This is a genomic window from Kitasatospora sp. SolWspMP-SS2h, from assembly GCF_003259315.1.
Classification (GTDB): domain Bacteria; phylum Actinomycetota; class Actinomycetes; order Streptomycetales; family Streptomycetaceae; genus Kitasatospora; species Kitasatospora fiedleri.
Genome location: NZ_QLLT01000011.1, coordinates 236,845 through 257,138 on the forward strand (window position 1 = coordinate 236,845; position 20,294 = coordinate 257,138).

The window sequence follows — 20,294 nt, forward strand, 5'->3', positions numbered from 1 at the left end:
AGGTTATGGCAAAAAGCGGATCAACCGGACAACCTGCGTCCGGCGCGCGCCCCCCGGGCCCTACGGTGGAACCATGACCTCGCCCAGCGCGCCGGCCGTCCGCGAGAACGGCACCGGTACCCCGCTCGTCCTGCTGCACGCCTTCCCGCTCTCCGCGCGGATGTGGGAGGTCCAACTGGAGCGCGTACCCGGTCCGGCCGGGGACGACGCCCGGGTCGTCGCACCGGATCAGCGCGGTTTCGGCACCGCCCCGCTCGGCGAGGGACCGCCGTCGCTGGACACCGCCGCCGACGACCTCGCCGACCTGCTGGACGCGCTCGGCGTCGAACAGGCCGTCCTGGGCGGCCTGTCGATGGGCGGCTACGTGGCGATGGCCTTCGCCCGCCGCCACCCCGAGCGGCTGGCCGGACTCGTCCTCGCCGACACCAAGGCCACCACCGACACCGACGCCGCCCGCGCCAACCGGGAGCGGATCGCCGCCGCCGTCCTCGAACGCGGCAGCGTCGACCTGCTGACCGAGGAGCGGACGGCGGAGAACCTGCTCGCCCCCGGCACCGACCCCGAACTCGTCGACGCGGTGCGCCGGATGATCGCCGGGGCCAGCCCGGCCGCGGTCGCCTGGGCGCAGCGCGCGATGGCCGCCCGCCCCGACTCGCTGGACGAACTGGCCGCCCTGGAGGTGCCCGCCGCGGTCATCGTCGGCGAACTCGACACCGTCACCCCGCTCAGCGAGGCCCGGATGATGGCCGAGGCCCTCTCCGACGCCGAACTGACCGTCATCCCCGCGGTCGGCCACCTCTCCTCGCTGGAGGCCCCCGAGACCTTCAACGCCGCCGTCCGGGCCCTGCTCAAGCGCGTCAGGTAGCCGCCGGTCCGCCGGGAACGCCGGAGGGGCCCGGAGCGAGAGCTCCGGGCCCCTCCGGGCACTTCAGGACTTCAGCGGTGTCCCGACACGGGCGACGGGGCGTCAGCGCGACTGCTGCGCCGGCACGCCCATCGAGTCGTCGTTCGGCAGCGAGGCCGCGGCGACCGCGGCGCCCGTCAGCGTGGCCAGCATCTCGCGGACGTTGGTCAGCTGGGCGTTGATCGAGTCGCGGCGGTTGGTGAGCGCCGCCAGCTCGCGCTCCGACTCGCTGCGGACCCGGTCGGCCTTCGCGTTGGCGTCGGCCACGATGTCCTCGGCCTGCCGCTGCGCGGTCTCGATGGTCTGCCGGGAACGGCGCTCCGCGTCGGTGCGCAGCTTCTCCGCCTCCAGGCGGAGCTGCTCGGCGCGGTGCTCGATCTCGGCCAGCCGCTTCTCCGCCTTGGCCTGACGGGCCGCCAGGTCGCGCTCCGACTGCTCCCGGCGCTTGGCCAGGTTGGTCTCGAACTCCAGGGCGGCCTGGGCGGCCTTGGTGCGGGTCTCCTCGAAGAGGGCGTCCGCCTCCTCGCGCTTGTTCTGCGCGTCCTTGTTGGCCTCGGCCCGCAGCTGCGCCGCGTCCGACTTGGCCTTGTCGACGATCCGCAGGCCCTCGTCCTCCGCCTTGGCCTTGCGGTCCTTGGCGTAGTTCTCGGCCTCGGTGCGGACCTGCTGCGCGGCGGCCTCGGCCAGCTCGCGGTGCTGCTCGGCGGCGCGGTGCGCCTCGTCGCGCAGGTCCTTGGCCTCCTCCTCGGCGAGGCGGAGGATCTTCTCGACGCGGGCACCGAGACCGGCGTACGAGGGCTCCGCGTCGGTGACCGCGGCCTGGGCCGTCTGGGTCTCCAGGTGGAGTTCCTCGATGCGCTTCTCCAGCGCGCTGATCCGGGAGAGCGCGCTGTCTCGGTCGGCCACCAGCTTGGCGATCCGCTCGTCGACCTGGGCGCGCTCGTACCCACGGCGTACCAGGTCGAAGCCGTGCGGGGAGTGACTGTCGCTCATGGGATTTCTGGGCTTCCTGTCGTCAAACCGCTGAGATGGTTGAGGGAATCCTGACACGGTACCGGAGTGTCAACGGCGAAACGCCGTCGGTTCGCGGACAATGTCCGCTCAATCGGGTGGCGCGCCCCCGGGGCGATTGCCCGACGACCGCGGAGAGCCCACTCCGGCACCTGCCTTGGGCCCTCCGTCCTTCTTGCTTCCCCCGCTGCCGTGCACCGCCGGAGCGGGCGCCTCGAACGCCTCCAACGCCGACAGCACGTCCTGGACCCGAGAGATCTCGGTGTTGATGTCCTTGCGCCGACGGACCAGTTCGTCCAACTCCCGCTGGCCCTCGTCGGTCACGCGCTTGGCCTCGGACTTCGCCTCGGCGAGCATCCGCTCCGCCTCCTCGGCCGCCAGCCGCACCTGCTCCTCGGCGTCCGAACCGGCCCGGCGGACGCGCTTCTCGGCCTCCTCGTCGGCGCGCTTGAGCCGCGACGCGGCCTCGTCGGCCGCCGCCTCCAGCTGCTCCTCCGACTCCATCTCGGCGGCCTTGAGCTTCGCCTCCGCCTTGATGATCAGCGCCTCGGCGCGGGTGGTGGAGTCCGCCAGCTTGTTCTCGGCCTCCTTGAGCAGCGTCTCCGCCTTGCGCACCGCGGAGATCCGCACCCGGCCCGCCTCCGCGGACGCCTCCGAGGTCAGCTCGGACGCCCGCGCCTCGGCCGCCGCGATCAGCTCCGCCGCCCGCTCCTCGGCCTCCGCGACCTGCGCCTGCGCCTGCTCCTCGGCCTCGGTCAGCTGCTCCTGGGCCGCCGTCACCAGCGCGTCCACCCGCTCGCCGGCCGACTTCATCGCCTGCGCGTTCTCCTTGCGGGCCCGCTCGTGCAGCGCCTCGATCTCGGCGTCGGTGCGCTCGCGCAACTCCTCGGCCCGCTCGCGGATCGCCGTGGAGTCCCGCCGGGCCTCCGACAGCAGCGCGTCCGCGTCCGAACGGGCCTTCTCCACCTCGGCCTTGCCCCGCGCCTCGGCTTCGGCGCGCAGCCGCTCCGCCTCCTGGCGGGCCGCCGACACCATCGCGTCGGACTGCTCCTCGGCCGCCGCGGCCACCGCCAGCGCCTCCGCCTGGGCCTGCTCGCCGAGCTGCTCGGCGTCCGCGAACGCCCGCTCCAGCACCGACTTCGCCTGCTCGCGGGTCGCCCTGTCGTACGACTCGGCGGCCTCCCGGATCTCCCGGTCGAAGGACTCCGCCCGGCGGCGGATGTCCGCGTCGAACTCCTCCGCCAGCGTCCGGGTCGCCAGCGCGTACTCCTCGGCGTCCGACCGCAGCGCGGCCGACCGCTCCTCGGCGTCCGCCAGCGCGGACGCCGCGAGCTCCTCCGCCTCGGCCAGCACCCGCTGCCCGGCGGCCTCCGCCTCGGCGCGCTGCTGCTGCACGAACTCGGCCACCGCGGCCCGCAGTTCGGCGCTCTCCCGCTCGGCGGCGGCCCGCAGCTCGCGGTCGTACGCCTCGGCGGCCGCCCGCAGCTCGGCGCTCTCGCGCTCCGCGACGGCCCGCAGCTCGGCGATCTGCCCGGTGGCCTTCTCGTGCATGCCCGCCACCGACTGGCGGACCTCGGCGGCCTCCTGCTCGGCCGCCGCGACCAGCTCGGCGGCCCGCGCCTCGCCGTTCGCCCGCAGCTGCTCGGCGGCGTGCTCGGCCCGCTCGCGCAGCTCCGCGGTCTCCCGCTCGGCGGCGGCGCGCAGCTCGCGGTCGTACGTCTCCGCGCTCTCGCGCAGTTCGGCGCTCTCCCGCTCGGCGGCGGCGCGCAGTTCGGTGGTCTCCCGCTCGGCGGCGGCCCGCAGTTCGCGGTCGTACGCCTCGGCGGCCTCGCGCTGCTCGGTGGTCTCGCGGTCGGCGGCGGCGCGCAGTTCGGTGGTCTCCCGCTCGGCGGCGGCGCGCAGTTCGGTGGTCTCCCGCTCGGCGGCGGCGCGCAGCTCGCGGTCGTACGCGTCGGCCTCCTCGCGCAGCCGGGCCGCCTCGGTCCGGTCGGCGGCGGCCTCGGTGCCCAGCGCCGCGGCGTCCGTGCGGGCGGCGGCCAGGGCCTGCTCGGCCTCGGCGCGCAGCCGCTGGGCGTCCTGCTCGGCGTCGGCGCGGGCCAGGGCGGCGTCGGTGGCGGCGCTCTCGCGCAGCGCCGCGGCCTCGGTGCGGGCGGCCTCGCGGACCTGCTCGGCCTCGCCGTCGGCGGCCTCCCGGATGGCGGTGGCCCCGGCCAGCTTCTCGGCGGTCAGCGCCTGGTCGCGCTCCAGGTCGGCGCGGGCGGCCTCGCGGGCGGCGGCGGCCTCCTCGCGCAGGGCCAGGGCGTCGGCCTCGGCCCGTTCGGCGACCGCGCGGGCCGCCTGCTCCGCCTCGGCGCGCGCGGCCCGGCCGGCCTCCTCGGCCTCGGCGCGCGCGGCCCGAGCGGCCTGCTCGGCCTCGGCGCGGTGGCGCTCGGCCCACTCGGCGGTGTCGGCACGCAGTGCCTCGGCGGCGGCGTCGGCCTCGGCGCGGACGGTCTCGGCCGCGGCGGCGGCCCGCTCGCGCAGTTCGGCGACGTCCCGTTCGGCGGCGGCCCGGGTCTCCTCGGCGGCGGCCTCGGCCGCGGCCAGCTTCTCGGCGCGGGCCCGCTCGGCGGCGGCGGTGATCTTCTCGCCCTCGGCGCGGGCCCGGGTCAGGGTCTGCTCGGCCCGGCCCTGGACGGCGGCGGCCTGCTCGCGGGTCTCGGCGCGCAGCCGCTCGACCTCCTCGCCGGCGCCGGAGCGCAGCGCGTCCGCGTCGGACTTGGCGCTGGTCAGCAGCTCCTCGGCCTGCTTCGCGGACTCCTCGATCTGCACCGCGGCCTGGCGGCGGGCCTCGGCCCGGACCCGTTCGGCCTCGGCCTCGGCGGCGGAGCGCTGCTCCTCGGCCTGTTCGCGGGCCAGGGCGGCCTCGGCCTGCATCCGCTCCAGCTGCTCGCGGATCGAGGCGGCGTCCTCCATGGCGGTGTTCTGGGCCTGCTCGACGGCCTCGCGGGCCTGCTCCAGCAGGGTGCCGGCCTCGGACTTGGCGTGCTCGACCAGCCGGTCGGCCTCGGCGGCGGCCTCGCCGCGGGTGGTCTCGGCGTCGGTGCCCGCCCGGGCGAGCACCTCCTCGGCCTGCTTGGCGGCGCGGGCCAGCCGCAGGGCCGCGTCCTTGGCGCCCTCGGCGCGGCCGGCGTCCTCGGCCTCGGCGCGGATCCGGTCGGCCTCGGCGGCGGCCTGCTCGCGCAGTCGGGCGGCCTCGGCCTCGGCGGCGGCCCGGCGTTCGGCGATCTCCGCCTCGGCCTCGGCGCGCAGCTGGGTGGCGACCGACTCGGCGGCGCCGCGCAGGCGCTCGCTCTCCTCGCGGGCCGCGGCCTTGGCGGCGTCCGCCTCGGCCTGCACGGTGGCGGCGGCGGAGCGGATCAGGTCGGCCTCGCGGGTGGCGGCGGCCACCATCTTGGCGATCTCGGCGCGGGCGGTGGCGGAGCGCTGCTCGCTGGCGGCGGCGCCGTCGGCGACCTTGCGCTCGGCCTCGCTGGTGGCCTCGGCCTGCAGGCGCTGGGCGGCGGCGGTGGCCTCCTCGCGCATCCGGGCGGCCTCGGCGCGGGCCCGCTCGGTCTCGGCCAGGGCCTCGGCGCGCAGCCGCTCTATCTCGGCCTGGGCGCCGCCCAGGGCGGCCTCGGCGCGCTCCTGGTCGGCGAGGGCCTGCCGCTTGAGGGCGGTGATCTCGGCCTCGGCGGCGGCGAGCTTCTGCTGGGCGGCGGCGTGCGCGCCGGCCAGCTCCTGCTGGGCGGCGGTGAGGGCGGCGGCGCGGTGCTCCTCGGCCTGGGCGCCGGTCTGCTGGGCCTGCTCGGAGGCGGCGCGCAGCAGGCGTTCGGCGTCGGTCTGGGCGCGCAGCAGGGCGGCCTCGGCCTGGGCCTGGGCCTCGCCGCGGGCGGCGTCGACGTCGGCGGCGGTCTGGGCGCGGGCCTGGTCGGCGAGGGCGGCGGCCTCGGCGCGGACGGCGGCCATCATCCGGTCGGCCTCGGCGCGGGCCTCCTGGAGCAGGCGCTGGGCCTCCTGCTCGGTGCCGGCGCGGGTCTGCTCCGCCCAGTTGACGTTCTCGTTGACGTGGCGCTCGGCGGCGGCCCGGAACTCGGCGAGCTCCTCCTCCAGCCGGCGGCGCCGGGCGTTGAACTCGGCCTCCAGCTGGGCGGTGCGCTCGGCGGCCTCGGCCATCATCCGCTGGGTGGCGGCCTGGGACTCGCGCAGCTGGCGCTCGGCGTCCGCGCGCAGCGCCTCGGCCTGCATCTCGGCGTTGCGCAGGACCTGCTCGGCCTGGCCGGAGACGGAGTCGAAGGCGCGCGGCTGGGCGAGCTGCCGACGGGCCTCGTGCAGCTTGGCCCGCAGCACCTCCACCTGGTAGGCGAGGTCGTCGGCGTGCTCGATGGTCTTGTCCCGCTCCTTGCGGGCCTTCTCCAGCTCGGCCTCGAACTTGGAGAGGTGATCCTCAACCTCGTAGCGGTCGTAGCCCCGCACTCCGCGGTCCCATCCATCTCCTGGTCGCGTCCTCGACCGGGCCGTTCCGCTCCGTGGTCCACGGGCGGATCGGTTGGTCCTTGCAATCGCTCGGCCGTCCGGGTGGACTCGTGAGCGACATGGTGCCTCTGGAGAATGGTGACAGATCCGAACGGCGACCGTCCGGCCGTGCCCGCGTCGTGGACTCCCCTGCGGTGCGCGGACCGGTGGTACCAGCGCACCTGGGCATTGTAGTGGGAGCCGCTCCCGGGGGAATGGGGGCGAGGTCCTTTTCGGAAGTTACCGGCCGGTTCGTTACCGGTCGGCCCGCCCCCGGGCCCGTCCCCGGGCCCGCTCCGCGCCGGAACCGGTCAGTGCGCGGACGGGTCCGCCGCGGTGACCAGTTCGGTCAGCACGCCGCCGCAGTCCTTGGGGTGCAGGAAGGTGATCCGCGAGCCCATCGACCCGCGCCGCGGCTCGTCGTACAGCACCCGCACGCCCTTGCCGGCGACCGCCGCCGCGTCCGCGTCCACGTCGGCCGTCCCGAAGGCGATGTGGTGCACGCCCTCGCCGTTCTTGGCCAGCCACTTGGCGACCGTCGAGTCCTCCCGGGTCGGCTCCAGCAGCTGAAGGTAGGAGGCCCCGCCGTCCCCGGTGTCGTTGATCTTCAGCATGGCCTCGCGGACGCCCTGCTCCTCGTTGACCTCGGTGTGGAACACCTCGAAGCCGTACGTCGAGCGGTAGAAATCGACCGTCCGGTCCAGGTCGAAGCAGGCGATGCCGATGTGGTCGATGCGGGTCAGCACGGTGTCCTCCGGAAAGGGGCGGGACGGTGAGGGATGGCACCCAGTGCAGCGCATCCCGGCGACCGGGCGCCAGCGGGCCGCGCTGCGAGCCTGCTCACACGTTCCGGCGCGGTTCCGGCACGGTGTTCACTGGAGGGTGCCAGTAGCGCTGATCACATCACCGCGGCGGTGACGCAGAGGTGACCGGTCAGTACATTGACGGCATCCCCGTACCCTCTGGTCCGACGCGCGAAGGGGCTCGTCCATGACTACTTCTGTGATCGTCGCAGGTGCCCGTACCCCGATGGGCCGGCTGCTCGGCTCGCTCAAGGGCTTCTCCGGCGCCGATTTGGGCGGCTTCGCGATCAAGGCGGCGCTGGAGCGGGCCGGGATCACCGGCGAGCAGGTGCAGTACGTGATCATGGGCCAGGTGCTCCAGGCCGGTGCGGGCCAGATCCCGGCCCGGCAGGCGGCGGTCAAGGCCGGCATCCCGATGAACGTCCCCGCCCTGACGATCAACAAGGTCTGCCTCTCCGGGCTGGACGCGATCGCGCTGGCCGACCAGCTGATCCGGGCCGGCGAGTTCGACGTGGTGGTGGCCGGCGGCCAGGAGTCCATGACCAACGCCCCGCACCTGCTGCCCAAGTCCCGCGAGGGCTTCAAGTACGGCGCGATCGAGATGCTCGACGCGATGGCGCACGACGGCCTCACCGACGCCTACGAGAACATCCCGATGGGCGAGTCCACCGAGAAGCACAACACCCGGCTCGGCATCGCCCGCGACGTGCAGGACGCCATCGCCGCCGCCTCCCACCAGCGCGCCGCCAAGGCCCAGGCCGACGGCGTCTTCGAGGCCGAGATCGTGCCGGTGGAGATCCCGCAGCGCAAGGGCGACCCGGTGCTGTTCAGCCAGGACGAGGGCATCCGCGCCGACACCACCGTCGAGGGCCTGGCCAGGCTGCGCCCGGCCTTCGCCAAGGACGGCACGATCACGGCCGGCACCTCCTCGCAGATCTCCGACGGCGCCGCCGCGGTCGTGGTGATGAGCAAGGCCAGGGCCGAGGAGCTGGGCCTGGACTGGATCGCCGAGATCGGCGCGCACGGCAACGTCGCGGGCCCGGACAACTCGCTCCAGTCCCAGCCGTCCAACGCGATCAAGCACGCCCTCGCCAAGGAGGGGCTGGCGGTCGGCGACCTCGACCTGATCGAGATCAACGAGGCCTTCGCGGCCGTCGCCCACCAGTCGACGAAGGACCTGGGCGTCAGCGACGGGATCGTCAACGTCAACGGCGGCGCGATCGCGCTCGGCCACCCGATCGGCATGTCCGGCGCCCGCGTGGTGCTGCACCTGGCGCTGGAGCTCCAGCGCCGCGGCGGCGGGGTCGGCGCGGCCGCGCTGTGCGGCGGCGGCGGCCAGGGCGACGCGCTGATCGTCAAGGTCCCCGCGCAGGGCTGACCCAGGACCCCAGGACCCCCCAGGACCCCCGCCAAGGCCGTGACACCCGGCCCCGGCGGGGCGTCCGTCTTTCTGCTGCGAGGAGCACAACCCGATGGCCGATGTGGCGACGCTGGTCGAGCAGGCCCGGCAGGGCCGTCCCCGGGCGGTGGCCCGGCTGATCACCCTGGTGGAGAACGCCGCGCCCGAACTGCGCGAGGTGATGGCGGCCCTCGCCCCCCACAGCGGGCGGGCCTACACGGTGGGCCTGACCGGCTCGCCCGGCGTGGGCAAGTCCACCTCCACCTCGGCGCTGGTGAGCGCCTACCGCAAGCTCGGCAAGCGGGTCGGGGTGCTGGCCGTCGACCCGTCCTCGCCGTTCTCCGGCGGGGCGCTGCTCGGCGACCGGGTGCGGATGCAGGAGCACGCCACCGACCCGGAGGTGTTCATCCGCTCGATGGCCACCCGCGGCCACCTCGGCGGCCTGGCCTGGGCCGCCCCGCAGGCGCTGCGGGTGCTGGACGGGGCGGGCTGCGACGTGATCCTGGTGGAGACCGTCGGCGTCGGCCAGTCCGAGGTGGAGATCGCCGCGCAGGCCGACACCTCGGTCGTGCTGCTGGCCCCCGGCATGGGCGACGGCATCCAGGCCGCGAAGGCGGGCATCCTGGAGATCGGCGACGTGTTCGTGGTCAACAAGGCCGACCGGGACGGCGCGGACGCCACCGCCCGCGAGCTCAACCACATGCTCGGCCTGGGGGAGTCCCGGCAGGCCGGCGACTGGCGCCCGCCGATCGTGAAGACCGTCGCGGCCCGCGGCGAGGGGCTGGACGAACTCGTCGAAGCCCTGGAGAAGCACCGCGGCTGGCTGGCCGAGACCGGCGAACTGGACGCCCGCCGCCGCCGCCGGGCCGCCCAGGAGGTCGAGGCCATCACCCTCGCCGCCCTGCGCGCCCGGATCGGCGACCTGCGCGGCGACCAGCACCTCGACACCCTGGCCGGGCAGGTCGCCGCGGGCGAACTCGACCCGTACGCGGCGGCCGACCGGCTGGTGGCCGAACTCACCGGCTAGGGCCCGTCTTCACACCCCCGTCGCAGCCCCGCGGCGTCTGGTGCGTGCTCTCGGCGTGCCGGGTGGAAGGTCGCGTATGGATGTACTCGGCCTTTCGGCCGGTGCGGCGAGAGGGCGTGCCAGGCGTCGTGGGGCAGACGGGGGTGTGAAGACGGGCCCTAGCGGCGGGCGTCCGGGCCCTAGCCCCGGCCGCGGAGCCCGCGCAGGTGCTCGGCGATCGGGGCCAGGGCCGCGTACAGCGCGTCCAGCTGCTCGTCGGTGAGCCGGTCGATGAAGTGCGCGCGGACGCTGCGGACGTGGTCCGGGGCGACCTTGCGCAGCGTCTCCCAGCCGTGCCCGGTCAGGTGCGCGTACAGGCCGCGGCGGTCGCCCGGGCACTCCTGGCGCAGTACCAGCCCGGCCGCCTCCATCCGGGTGATCTGGTGCGAGAGCCGGCTCTTGGACTGCAGGGTGGCGGTGGCCAGGTCGGTCATCCGCATCCGGCGGTCCGGGGACTCGGAGAGCACCACCAGGATCTCGTAGTCGTTGATGGCGAGGTTGTGGGCCTGCAGCTCCCGGCTCAGCTGGTGGTCGAGGAGCTTGCCGACCTCCAGGTGGGCGCGCCACAGCCGCTGCTCGCGCGCGTCGAGCCACGGGGTGTCCGCCTCCCCGCCCCGGGAGGGGGGAGCCGCGGGCGCTTCGGTCACGGAGTCGTCCATGCGACCGAGTATAGCCGAAGTTGTTCAATGTTGTACGAATTCACAACCCGGGCCCCGGCCCCGGCCCGGCCGCCGGGCCGACCGCTCCGTCCACGGACAACCACTGCCCCGTCTGGCCGAGTTGAGTCGGACACGGCCAATTCCGGGACCGGAGTCAAACGGTGACACAGAGTTGGGCATAATCGCGCCCATGACGACGCCGAGCGCGCACTTCCATTCGATAGCCGACGGTATATACGCATGGCAGCCGCGGCAACGTGGTTGGGGCCTGGCCAACTGCGGTCTGGTCACCGCCGGCGGCTCCGCGCTGTGGATCGACACCCCGTACGACCGCACCCTGGCCGGCGAGTTCCTGGAGCGCACCCGCGCCGTCCTCGCCCCCGGCACCGAGGTCGGGCGGATCGTGGTCACCCACGCCAACGGCGACCACCTGTGGGGCGCCGGCGTCCTCCCCGGGGCCGAGGTCATCACCACCCGCGAGGCGCTGCACCACATCGCCTACGAGCCCACCCCCGAGCAGCAGCACGCCCTGCTGAAGGACCTCGACCCGGACGACGACACCGGCTCCTACCTGCACGAGCACTTCGGCTGCTTCGACTGGGCCGACACCCCGCCGGTCGTCCCCGACACCGTCTTCACCGGCGAGCTCGAACTGCGCGTCGGCGACATCCCGATGCAGGTCAGCAGCCTCCCGCCGGCCCACACCAGCGGCGACCTGATCGTCCACCTGCCCACCCGCTCCACCGTCTTCACCGGCGACATCGTCTTCGGCTCCACCGCCGACCGGCCCGGCGACCACCCCGTGCACTGGGCCGGCCCGCTCGGCAACGTCATCGACGCCGTCGAGCGGCTGCTCGACACCGGCGCCGAGACGGTCGTCCCCGGCCACGGCCCGCTGCTCACCCGCGCCGACCTGCGCGCCCACGCCGGCTACCTGCGCTACGTCCGCGACCGGGCGCACGCCCTGCACGCCGCCGGCCTCCCGGCCGCCGAGGCCGCGCAGGCCGTCATCGACGAGGCCCGCTACCCCGAACTCGGCCTCCCCGAGCGGCTGCTGGTCACCATCGGCACCGAGTACCGGCACCTCGACGGCTCCCCCGAGCCCGCCATGCTGGAGGTCGTCGGCCGGATGGCCGGCCTCGCCCGGCAGCGCGCCCGCACCGCCTGAACCAGCGTCCCCCGCCCCAGCGACGACTCCCCCCGAGGACCCCATGGTCGAGATCGTGCTCGCCCTGCTGGCCGGTGCCGCCCTGACCGCAGGCCCCCTGCTCTGGTCGGCCCGGCGCGCCGCCCGCACCGCCCGGGCCGCCGCCCGGCGCGCCACCGAGGCCGAGAACCGCGCCCAGGGCGCCGAAGTCCGGGCCCGGACCGCCGAGGAACGCGTCCGCGCCGGCGAGGGGCGCACCCGAACGGCCGAGGGCCGGGCCCACGCCGCCGAGGCCCGGCAGACCCTCGCCGAGGCCCGACTGGCCACCGCCGTCCGCGAGTTCGCCCACCTCGCGCACGAACGGCTGCCCGCCGCCGCCACCGCGCTCACCCACCCCCGCACGCCCGTCCCCGGCCCGCTCGACACCGGCACCGGCCAGGAGGAGCTGCACCGCGCCCTGGACGCCGTCCTCAGCGCCGCCGTCCGGGCCGCCCTCGCCGAACGCGAACGCACCGACGCCGCCGCCCGGGCCGCGCTGCGCGGCGCCGCCTCCAAGATCCAGGCGCTGCTGATCCAGGTCCGCTCGCTGCTGGAGGAGGTCCAGCTCTCCGTCGACGACCCCCGGCTGCTCGCCCTCGACTTCCGCAACGAACTCACCCTGCGCCGGGTGCAGTCCCTCGCCGTGCTCTCCGGCGCCTGGCCCGGCATGACCCGCGAGGACTCCCCGCTCGCCGAACTCTGCGTCGGCGCGCAGTCCCGGGTGGCCGGCTACGCCCGGATCGAGATCACCAACCACCTGCGCGAACCCCGGCTCGCGGTGGCCGCCCGGGCCGCCGAACCCGTCGCCATCGCGCTCGCCGAGATCCTCGGCAACGCCACCGCCTACTCGCACCCCGAGACCCGGGTCGTGGTCTCCGTCGAACAGGGCAGCTCCGGCGCCCTGGTGGTGGTCGACGACATGGGCGTCGGCATGGAGCCCGACCAGCTCGAACGGGCCGGCGAACTGCTCGACGGCCAGGCCGAGGTGCTGCTCACCGAACTCGGCGACCCGCCGCAGGCCGGCTTCGCGGTGATCGGCCTGCTCTGCCGCCAGTTCGGCTTCGGCTGCCGGGTCGAGCCCTCCCCGTACGGCGGGGTCCGGGCCATCCTGCGGCTGCCCGCCGACCTGCTCACCCTGACCGACCCGACCGCCCCGCTCTCCGCCCTGGCCCCCCGGCCGATCACCCAGAGCGCCCCGGTGTTCGACGCGGGCGACGCGCTGCCGACCCGCAAGCGCCGCGCCCCCCGCGTCCCGCAGCAGGACGCCCCGTCCGCCCTCCCCGCCCCGGCGGGCACCACGCCCGACCGGGCCCGCAGCGCCTGGTCGGCGCTCCAGTCCGGCACCGCCGCCGGCCGCACCGCCGCAGACACCGCCGCCGACACCGCCGCCGGCCGCACCGCCGCAGACACCGCCGCCGACACCGCCGCCGGCCGCAGCACCGCCGACACCGCCGCCGGCCGCAGCACCGCAGACACCGCCGCCGACCGCACCGCCCGCCCCGAAGGACCCGCCGCACCCGAAGGAGTCGAAACCCCGTGACCACCCCGCTCCGCCGCCACACCGAGGACCTCTCCTGGGTCCTCATCCCGCTGCTCGACCTGCCCGGCGTGCAGAACGCCGTCATCGCCACCGGCGACGGCCTGGTCACCGGCCACTCCGCCGACCTCGGCCGGGACGGCGCCGACCGGGTCGCCGCGATGACGGCCTCGCTGCACGCCGCCGCCCGGGCCTTCACCACCGCCTTCACCGGCGCCGAGAACGTCCGGCTCAACCAGACCGTGGTCGAGTCCGAGCACGGCTACGCCGTGGTCACCCCGGCCGGCGAGAACTCCTCGCTGGCCGTCTTCGCGCTCCCCGGCGCCGACCTCGGCACCATCGCCTACCAGATGCAGGTCCAGGTCGCCGCGCTCGCCCGGGCGCTGGCCAGCCCCGCCCGGGAGGCGAGCCACACATGAGCTACCCCCGCCCCCAGCGCCCGGACCCGCAGCGCCCGGACCCGCGGCGCCCCCGCCGCCGGCTCGTCCCGGCCTACCTCGCCACCCACGGCCGCGACGCCGCCGCCGGCGCCCACCGCCTGGACCGGCTCAGCGTGCTGCACGCCGCCGCTGACCTCCCGGCCGGACTCGGCGGCGAACACCGCCAGTTATGGGAACTGGTCCGCCCCGGCGCGCTGACCCTCGCCGAGGCCGCCGCCCACCTCCGGCTCCCCGTCAGCGCGACCGTCTTCGTCGCGGCCGACCTGGCCGAGCGCGGCGCCCTGGCGGTCCGCGCGCCGATCCCCTCCGCCCAGCCGGTCAACCGGGACCTCGCCGAAAGGCTCCTCAGTGGACTTCGCGCCCTCAAGTAGCACCGCCACCGCCCCCGGTGACGGACCCCCCGGGGCCCCGGCCTACCTGCCCCCCACCGACCCGATCCTGATGAAGCTCATGGTCACCGGGCCGTTCGGGGTCGGCAAGACCACCTTCGTGCGCACCCTGTCGGAGATCCCGACCCTGCACACCGAGGAGACCATGACCGCGGCCGGCGTCCCGGTCGACGACACCAGCCGCACCCCCGGCAAGACCGCCACCACCGTCGCCGTCGACTTCGGCCGGCTCACCCTGTCGGCCGGCGAGTTCGTCCTCTACCTGTTCGGCACCCCCGGCCAGCGCCGCTTCCTCCCGCTCTGGGAGGACCTCGCCCGCGGCGCGCTCGGCGCCCTCGTCCTGGTCGACACCCGCCGCCTCGCCGACGCCTTCGACGCCATGGACCTGGTCGAGGAGGCCGGCCTGCCCTACGCCGTCGCGGTCAACCGCTTCCCCGACACCCCGCCGATCGCCCTCGACGCCGTCCGCGCCGCCCTCGACCTCGACCCCGCCACCCCGCTGGTCGAGTGCGACGCCCGCGCCCGCGAGGGCTGCGTCGACGCGCTGATCTCCCTCACCGAGCACGTCCTGGACCGCCTCCCCCAGGAGACCGCCCCATGACCCCCCGCACCGCCCGCACCGCCCTCTACGGGGCGCAGTTCGCCGCCGACCCGCACGCCCACTACGCCCGGCTGCGCGACCGCGGACCGCTCGCCCCGGTCGAACTCGCCCCCGGCGTCGACGCCTGGCTGGTCACCGACTACCACGTCGCCCTGGAGGTGCTGCGCGACACCGACACCTGGACCCGCGACCCGCGCCGCTGGCAGGCCACCCAGCCCGCCGACTCCCCGCTGCTCCCGCTGTTCGGCTGGCGCCCCACCGCGCTGTTCTCCGACGGCCCCGCGCACGCCCGCTACCGCCAGGTCATCACCGACAGCGTCGGCATCCTCGAACCCCACCTGCTGCAGCGCGACACCGCCGCCGTCGCCGAACAGCTCATCGCCGAGTTCGCCGGCGCCGGCAAGGCCGACCTGCTCGCCCGGTACGCCTACCGGCTCCCGCTGCTCATCCTCACCTCCTGGTACGGGGTCCCCGACCCGGACATCGACCGGATCAGCACCGCGATGAACCGCTCCTTCGAGACCTCCACCGGCGCCGCCGCCGCGTACGCCGACCTGGTCGCCGTCATCACCGAACAGGTCGCCGACCGCCGCACCGCCCCCCGGCACGACCTGATCTCCGCCTTCCTCGGCCACCCGGCGCGGCTCGCCGACGACGAGGTCGTCCGGCACATCACGCTCACCCTGATGGCCGGCCACGAACCCACCGCCAACCTGATCGCCAACGCGCTGCTGCGGATGCTCTCCGACGACCGCTACGCCGGCTCCCTGCACAGCGGCGCGATGACCGCGCACGACGCGGTCAACGAGGTGCTCTGGAACGACCCCCCGCTGTCCAACTTCTCCCCGCACTACCCCCGGCAGGAGATCGTCTTCCACGGCACCGCGCTCACCCCCGAGCAGCCCGTCCTGGTCTCCTACGCCTCCGCCAACGCCCAGGCCGTGCTCACCCCCGCCGAGAGCGAGTCCCTCGGCGGCTCCTACGCCCACCTCGCCTGGGGCGCCGGCCCGCACCGCTGCCCGGCCCGCCAGCCCGCCGTCCTGATGGCCGTCACCGCCGTCGAGTACCTGATCAGCCGCCTCACCGACCTGCGGCTCGCCGTCCCCACCGCGGACGTCCTCTGGCGCCCGGGCCCGATCCACCGCGCGCTCGTCTCGCTCCCCGTGGAGTTCACGCCGCTGTAGGCCGCCGGCCGCGGAACCGGGGGCGCGGCGAGGCCCGCGCGCCCGGTTCCGCCCTCCGGTCCTACAGGCCGAACCGCCGCCCCAGGTCGCCCAGGTTGCCCAGCCCGGGGATGTTCGGGGCCTGCTGGTGGCCGCCGGCCTGGTGCGGGACGCCGCTGCCCGGGATGCCCGGCTCCGCGCCGACCACGCCGACCGAGCGCTCGGCCATCAGCGTCTCGGAGGACTGCATCAGCACCTGCCCGGCCCCGATGAACTCGAACTGGTGCTCCTCGCCACTCGCGCCGCCGATCCCGGTCAGGTGCCGCAGGCCGCCGAGGACGCCGTGCAGGTAGCCGTGGTCGTAGTGGTGGCAGGGCGCGGGGCAGTCCGCCCAGCCGACCAGGGCCTGCGGGTCGACCCGGACCGGGGGCTCGACGAAGTGCACCGGCCCGTTGGACGCGGCGACGAACTTGCCGGTGCCGATCAGGGTCAGGAACCCGGGGATGATCGACTGCTTGAGCCGCAGCGTGGGCTCGAAGGCGAGCAGGTTGCCCGAGCGCACGGTCAGGTTGCCGTCCTCCAGGTCGTACGAGTTGAGGTCGTACGACCGGTCGGCGAGCAGCAGCTTGCCGCGCCCCTCGGCGACCACCCAGTCGGCGGCGTGCAGCGGGGAGTTGAAGTTCTGCTCCAGGACGCGGTCGAGCGCGCCGCGGCCGATCCCGGAGAAGCGCATCTCGCCGTAGTAGGCGATCATCTTGCCCTTCTGCAGGTAGTACGCGCCGTTCAGGTCGACCGAGAAGCAGTAGGGGTTGACGTTGTCGTTCGAGGGCAGCGTGCCCGGGTCCCAGACCTGCGGGCCCTCGCCGCCGGGCGGCTGGAACACCGGCGCGCCGAACTGCCCGGCGGGCCCGGCCTGGTAGGGCGGCGGGGGGACGGGCATCCCGGCCTGGGTGGCCTGGTGGGACTGGTCGTACTGCTGCTGGGAGTACCCGGGCGGGGGCCCCTGCGGCGGGTACGGCGGGGGCTGCTGCCCGTACGGCTGCTGGCCGTAGGGCGGGGGCTGCTGTCCGTACGGCTGCTGGCCGTAGGGCTGCTGCGGGGGGTGGGACATCAGAGCTTCACCTCGCTGGCCTGCACGTACACCGTGCCCTGCCCGGACAGTTCGAGCTGGAACGCCTCGCCGGAGCCGCGTCCGACCATGTCGCGCCAGCCGAGCGCGCTGGAGAGCTTGTTGGTGACCTCGCCGCGGTGCGCGACGTAGGCCTGCGGGTCGACGTGGACGGGCCGGCCGGGGAGGATCGGGAGTTCGATCACCCCGCCGTGGGCCATCACCGCGACCGCGCCCTTGCCGGTGAGCTTGGTGGTGAACAGGCCCTGGCCGGTCACCTGGCCGCGCACCACGCCCATCAGGCCGCCCTGCTGGCCCATGAACATGGTGGACTGCTGGAGGCTGCCCTCGAAGGCCAGCAGCCGGTCGGCCTCCACGTACAGGGTGTCGCCGACCAGGTCGACCAGGTGCACGTGGTGGCCGCCGTGGCCGAACATCACGGTGCCGTGGCCCTCGACGGTCATCAGCGGGGTGTCCTCGTTGGCGACCCGGCGGCCGATCATCGACATCACGCCGCCCTGGCCGCCCATCAGGTTGGGCTGGAAGGAGACCTCGCCGGTGTAGCCGAGCATCGCGCCGCGCTGGGACAGGACGCGCTGCCCGGGCACCACCTGGGCGGAGATCATCTTGCCGTTGATCCGGGTGAAGGCCATCAGACCTCGCCTCCCAGCGTGATGCGCTCGGAGGGCTGGACGTAGACCAGGCCCTCGCCGGTGAACTCGACCTGCATCGCCTCGCCGCCGCCCTCGCCGATCAGGGTGGACCAGCCCGCCCCGGACTTGAGCGAGCGCTGGAGGTTGCCGGTGTGCGCGATGTACGCGCCCGGGTCGACCCGCAGCGGCAGGCCCTGGCCGACCCGGAGGATCACCGCCGGGCCGTCCGAGGTGACCGCCGCCCAGCCCTGGCCCTCGACCTTGGTGGTGAACAGGCCGTTGCCGCTGGCCATGCCGTTCAGCCCGGTGAAGGAGGTGCCGGTGCGCAGCGTCGCCTCGGTGCAGAGCAGGTTGTCGGATTCGACGAACAGCGTCTCGCCGTTCAGCCGGACCAGGTTGATCTCGGTGGCCCGGTCGGCGAAGTAGCAGGTGCCCTGCCCCTTCACCTCCATGACCTCCATGCGCTCGCCGGTGAGCCGGCGGGTGACCATGCCGCGCAGGCCGTCGCCGCCGCCGGAGAGCTTCTTGAAGCCCATCTGCCCGGTGTAGGCGACCATCGAGCCGTTGCGTGCCTTGACGGTGTCCCCGGCGAGATCGACGGCGAGGACCCTGGACCCCTGGAGTCGGAACTGTGCCACGTCCGGGAATCTAGCGCGCCCCTCCCCGGCGGGGGAGGGGAACCGGCCGTGCTGGTACCGGTTCGGTACGGAACCCGCACATCGGACGACCCGTCAGCCGGGCATATCGGGCGAAACCCCCCGGGCGGGCGGAGGTCAGACCTGCTGCGGCAGCGCCCCCGCCGAGACCTCCACCTCCAGCAGCGAGGCCGAGTGCCGCTCGGCCTCGAACGCGGCCCGGCCGCCGCGCAGGCCGAACAGGCGCTTGGAGAGCATGATCCAGAGCACCGCGGCGACGTTCAGCAGCAGGGTGCAGACCTTCAGCACGCTGACGTGCTCGCTGAGCTCGTAGCCCTCCAGCGGCAGGAAGGCGGCGGTGGCCACCACCGTCAGGTACTCGGCCCAGCGGTGGCCCCACCACAGGCCGAACGCCTCGACGATCTCGATCAGCGCGTACGCCACCAGCGCGGCGGCCACGTAGACCAGGGTGGAGTGCTTGTAGTCGAAGGTCTTGCGGATGGTGTCGACGATCGGCGAGTGCTCCAGGTCCCAGTGGAAGTGCTCGGTGACCGGCTTGAGGACCGACAGGTTCTCGTCGAAGATCCGGCGCACCGCGTCCTGGCTGTTGGAGAACTTCCACACCCCCCAGGCGACGACCACGATCAGCAGGCCGCGCAGCAGCCGCTCGACGGCCAGGAAGCGCAGGATGAACAGGTCGCGCAGGGCCTTGCCGCGCGGCACCAGCGGCGCGTCCCCGGCCGGGCCGGAGCCGTGCGGGTCGCCGAGCGCGAAGTCGCCGCAGCGCAGGCAGCGCCAGGCGGTGCCGACCGCGGTGGCGGTGCGCAGCCGCTCGCGCAGCTCGGGCTCGTCCGGCGCGTAGGTGACGTGGCCGCGCGTGGCGCAGGTGTGGCGGTCCCAGTCCCGTTTCAGCATGGCGTGTTCCCCCGTGGGTCCGCGCGGCCCGACGGTCGGGGCGCGCGCAGCACAGCAGGATAGGGGGTCCGCCGTCGGCGCCGGTGTCGGGTCGGTGATAATGGGACCGGCTTGTGCATCCGTTCACAAACCCAGCCGTCCGCCGTGCCGTGCCCCGTGAGGAATCCCCGTGAAGAGCGTCGCCGCCGTCCACCGCCTGCGCCTGGTCTCCGGCCCCGAGGGCCTGTCGTTCCTGCTGCTGCTGGTCTGCTCGGTGCTCAAGCGCACCACCAGCTTCAACGCCGTCCCGGTGATGGGCATGGTGCACGGCGTGCTGTTCATCCTCTACCTGGTGTTCCTGGTGCAGGCGCACCAGGCCCGCCGCTGGGAGCCGAAGCGCACCCTGCTGCTCTTCGTGCTCTCGGTGCTGCCCACCGGCGGCTTCTTCGCCGAGCGGACGCTGGCCCGGGAGGAGCGCGGCGAACTCGGCGCCGCCACCCCGGCCGCCGCCTGACCCGGCCGCCCCGGAACGTGGTGCGCGGCGGCCGGGCCTCTTCGTGGGAGGCCGGACCGCCGCGGGCTCTGCTACCGGGTCGGCGTCAGTTGACGTTCACCGCGGTCCACGCGGCCGCGACCGCGTTGTACTGGGTCGAGCCGGAGCCGTACAGGTCCTTCGCCGCGTTCAGGGTCGCCGTGCGGGCGGCCTTGTAGTTCGTGGTGGAGGTCATGTAGACGGTCAGCGCCCGGTACCAGATCTGCGCGGCCTTGTCCCGGCCGATGCCGGTGAGCGTCGAGCCGTTGTAGGTGGGCGAGTTGTAGCTCACCCCGTTGACCGTCTTCGCGCCGCTGCCCTCGGACAGCAGGTAGAAGAAGTGGTTGGCGACGCCCGAGGAGTAGTGGACGTCCTTGTTGCCGACGCTGGAGGACCAGTAGTCGGCGGACGCGCCGTCCTTGGAGGGCTTGTCCATGTAGCGCAGCGGCGTGCCGTTGCCGTTGATGTTGATCAGCTCGCCGATCAGGTAGTCCGGGTTGTCCTTCGACAGGTTGGCGTAGAACTCGACCAGGGTGCCGAAGATGTCGCTGGTGGCCTCGTTCAGGCCGCCGGACTCGCCCGAGTAGTTCAGGCCCGCGGTGTTGGAGGTCACACCGTGGCTCATCTCGTGGCCGGAGACGTCGAGTTCGGTCAGCGGGTGGGTGTTGCCCGAGCCGTCGCCGTACGTCATGCAGAAGCAGCTGTCGTCCCAGAACGCGTTGACGTAGTTGCTGCCGTAGTGGACCCGGCTGTACGCGCCGACGCCGTCGTTGCGGATGCC

The 20,294-nt window shown here is 74.5% G+C and carries 19 protein-coding genes; 10 read left to right on the plus strand and 9 right to left on the minus strand.

From position 1 onward, the window contains the following. Positions 1 to 73 precede the first annotated feature (73 nt). A complete protein-coding gene (locus K353_RS16090) occupies positions 74 to 865 on the plus strand; it encodes an alpha/beta fold hydrolase (RefSeq protein ID WP_111554267.1) in 792 nt (263 codons plus the stop codon). A gap of 102 nt (positions 866 to 967) precedes the next feature. Here the strand turns inward: K353_RS16090 and K353_RS16095 are convergent, their stop codons facing one another. The 3 genes from K353_RS16095 to mce form a co-directional block, all read right to left on the minus strand. Continuing rightward, positions 968 to 1,897 carry a cellulose-binding protein gene (locus K353_RS16095; protein ID WP_111554268.1) on the minus strand — a complete coding sequence of 310 codons (930 nt, stop codon included), beginning with the start codon at positions 1,895 to 1,897 and terminating at the stop codon, positions 968 to 970. 108 nt (positions 1,898 to 2,005) lie between these two features. Then, the gene (locus K353_RS36560) at positions 2,006 to 6,409 is read right to left on the minus strand and encodes a hypothetical protein (RefSeq protein WP_111554269.1); all 4,404 of its coding nucleotides are present in this window, start codon (positions 6,407 to 6,409) and stop codon (positions 2,006 to 2,008) included. Between the two features lie 350 nt (positions 6,410 to 6,759). Beyond that, positions 6,760 to 7,194, minus strand: coding sequence for a methylmalonyl-CoA epimerase (gene mce / locus K353_RS16105; RefSeq protein ID WP_111554270.1), 435 nt, complete (start codon positions 7,192 to 7,194; stop codon positions 6,760 to 6,762). 244 nt (positions 7,195 to 7,438) lie between these two features. On the opposite strand from mce, the gene K353_RS16110 reads away from it, so the two are divergent. Together K353_RS16110 and meaB are read left to right on the plus strand one after the other, a co-directional pair. Then, positions 7,439 to 8,629, plus strand: a complete 1,191-nt coding sequence (locus tag K353_RS16110) for an acetyl-CoA C-acetyltransferase (RefSeq protein ID WP_111554271.1) — start codon at positions 7,439 to 7,441, stop codon at positions 8,627 to 8,629. A 94-nt stretch (positions 8,630 to 8,723) separates the two neighbouring features. Continuing rightward, positions 8,724 to 9,677, plus strand: a complete 954-nt coding sequence (gene meaB / locus K353_RS16115) for a methylmalonyl Co-A mutase-associated GTPase MeaB (protein WP_111554272.1) — start codon at positions 8,724 to 8,726, stop codon at positions 9,675 to 9,677. A 179-nt stretch (positions 9,678 to 9,856) separates the two neighbouring features. Here the strand turns inward: meaB and K353_RS16120 are convergent, their stop codons facing one another. After that, on the minus strand, positions 9,857 to 10,375 hold the full coding sequence (locus K353_RS16120; protein ID WP_199528112.1) for a MarR family winged helix-turn-helix transcriptional regulator: 519 nt from the start codon (positions 10,373 to 10,375) through the stop codon (positions 9,857 to 9,859). 190 nt (positions 10,376 to 10,565) lie between these two features. Between K353_RS16120 and K353_RS16125 the strand changes: the two genes are divergently transcribed. From K353_RS16125 to K353_RS16150, 6 genes are all read left to right on the plus strand, one after another. Next, the gene (locus K353_RS16125) at positions 10,566 to 11,543 is read left to right on the plus strand and encodes an MBL fold metallo-hydrolase (protein WP_111554273.1); all 978 of its coding nucleotides are present in this window, start codon (positions 10,566 to 10,568) and stop codon (positions 11,541 to 11,543) included. 43 nt (positions 11,544 to 11,586) lie between these two features. After that, complete coding sequence (locus K353_RS16130; RefSeq protein ID WP_111554274.1) at positions 11,587 to 13,101, plus strand: ATP-binding protein; 1,515 nt, start codon at positions 11,587 to 11,589, stop codon at positions 13,099 to 13,101. Next, positions 13,098 to 13,517 (plus strand): roadblock/LC7 domain-containing protein, encoded by a 420-nt coding sequence (locus K353_RS16135; RefSeq protein WP_100836320.1) that lies wholly within the window; start codon positions 13,098 to 13,100, stop codon positions 13,515 to 13,517. The genes K353_RS16130 and K353_RS16135 overlap by 4 nt, the downstream gene beginning before the upstream one ends. Continuing rightward, entirely contained in the window at positions 13,514 to 13,909 is a 396-nt protein-coding gene (locus K353_RS16140) for a DUF742 domain-containing protein (RefSeq protein ID WP_111554275.1), read from the plus strand. The genes K353_RS16135 and K353_RS16140 overlap by 4 nt, the downstream gene beginning before the upstream one ends. Positions 13,910 to 13,979: 70 nt before the next feature. Beyond that, complete coding sequence (locus K353_RS16145) at positions 13,980 to 14,528, plus strand: ATP/GTP-binding protein (protein WP_111554302.1); 549 nt, start codon at positions 13,980 to 13,982, stop codon at positions 14,526 to 14,528. Then, positions 14,525 to 15,712: a cytochrome P450 gene (locus K353_RS16150; RefSeq protein WP_111554276.1), complete on the plus strand. Its 1,188-nt coding sequence runs from the start codon at positions 14,525 to 14,527 to the stop codon at positions 15,710 to 15,712. Before K353_RS16145 ends, K353_RS16150 begins: the two co-directional genes overlap by 4 nt. Positions 15,713 to 15,773: 61 nt before the next feature. On the opposite strand, the gene K353_RS16155 is transcribed toward K353_RS16150, so the two are convergent. From K353_RS16155 to K353_RS16170, 4 genes are all read right to left on the minus strand, one after another. After that, complete coding sequence (locus K353_RS16155) at positions 15,774 to 16,631, minus strand: AIM24 family protein (protein WP_111554303.1); 858 nt, start codon at positions 16,629 to 16,631, stop codon at positions 15,774 to 15,776. A 170-nt stretch (positions 16,632 to 16,801) separates the two neighbouring features. Continuing rightward, positions 16,802 to 17,452, minus strand: coding sequence for an AIM24 family protein (locus K353_RS16160; RefSeq protein ID WP_111554277.1), 651 nt, complete (start codon positions 17,450 to 17,452; stop codon positions 16,802 to 16,804). Next, on the minus strand, positions 17,452 to 18,090 hold the full coding sequence (locus K353_RS16165; protein ID WP_100836316.1) for an AIM24 family protein: 639 nt from the start codon (positions 18,088 to 18,090) through the stop codon (positions 17,452 to 17,454). Before K353_RS16165 ends, K353_RS16160 begins: the two co-directional genes overlap by 1 nt. A 135-nt stretch (positions 18,091 to 18,225) precedes the next feature. Next, complete coding sequence (locus K353_RS16170; RefSeq protein ID WP_111554304.1) at positions 18,226 to 18,999, minus strand: DUF2127 domain-containing protein; 774 nt, start codon at positions 18,997 to 18,999, stop codon at positions 18,226 to 18,228. Between the two features lie 166 nt (positions 19,000 to 19,165). On the opposite strand from K353_RS16170, the gene K353_RS16175 reads away from it, so the two are divergent. Beyond that, a complete protein-coding gene (locus K353_RS16175) occupies positions 19,166 to 19,495 on the plus strand; it encodes a DUF3817 domain-containing protein (protein ID WP_111554278.1) in 330 nt (109 codons plus the stop codon). Between the two features lie 85 nt (positions 19,496 to 19,580). On the opposite strand, the gene K353_RS16180 is transcribed toward K353_RS16175, so the two are convergent. Beyond that, the coding region (locus K353_RS16180; protein WP_146616476.1) for a M4 family metallopeptidase at positions 19,581 to 20,294 on the minus strand (714 nt) is incomplete at its 5' end.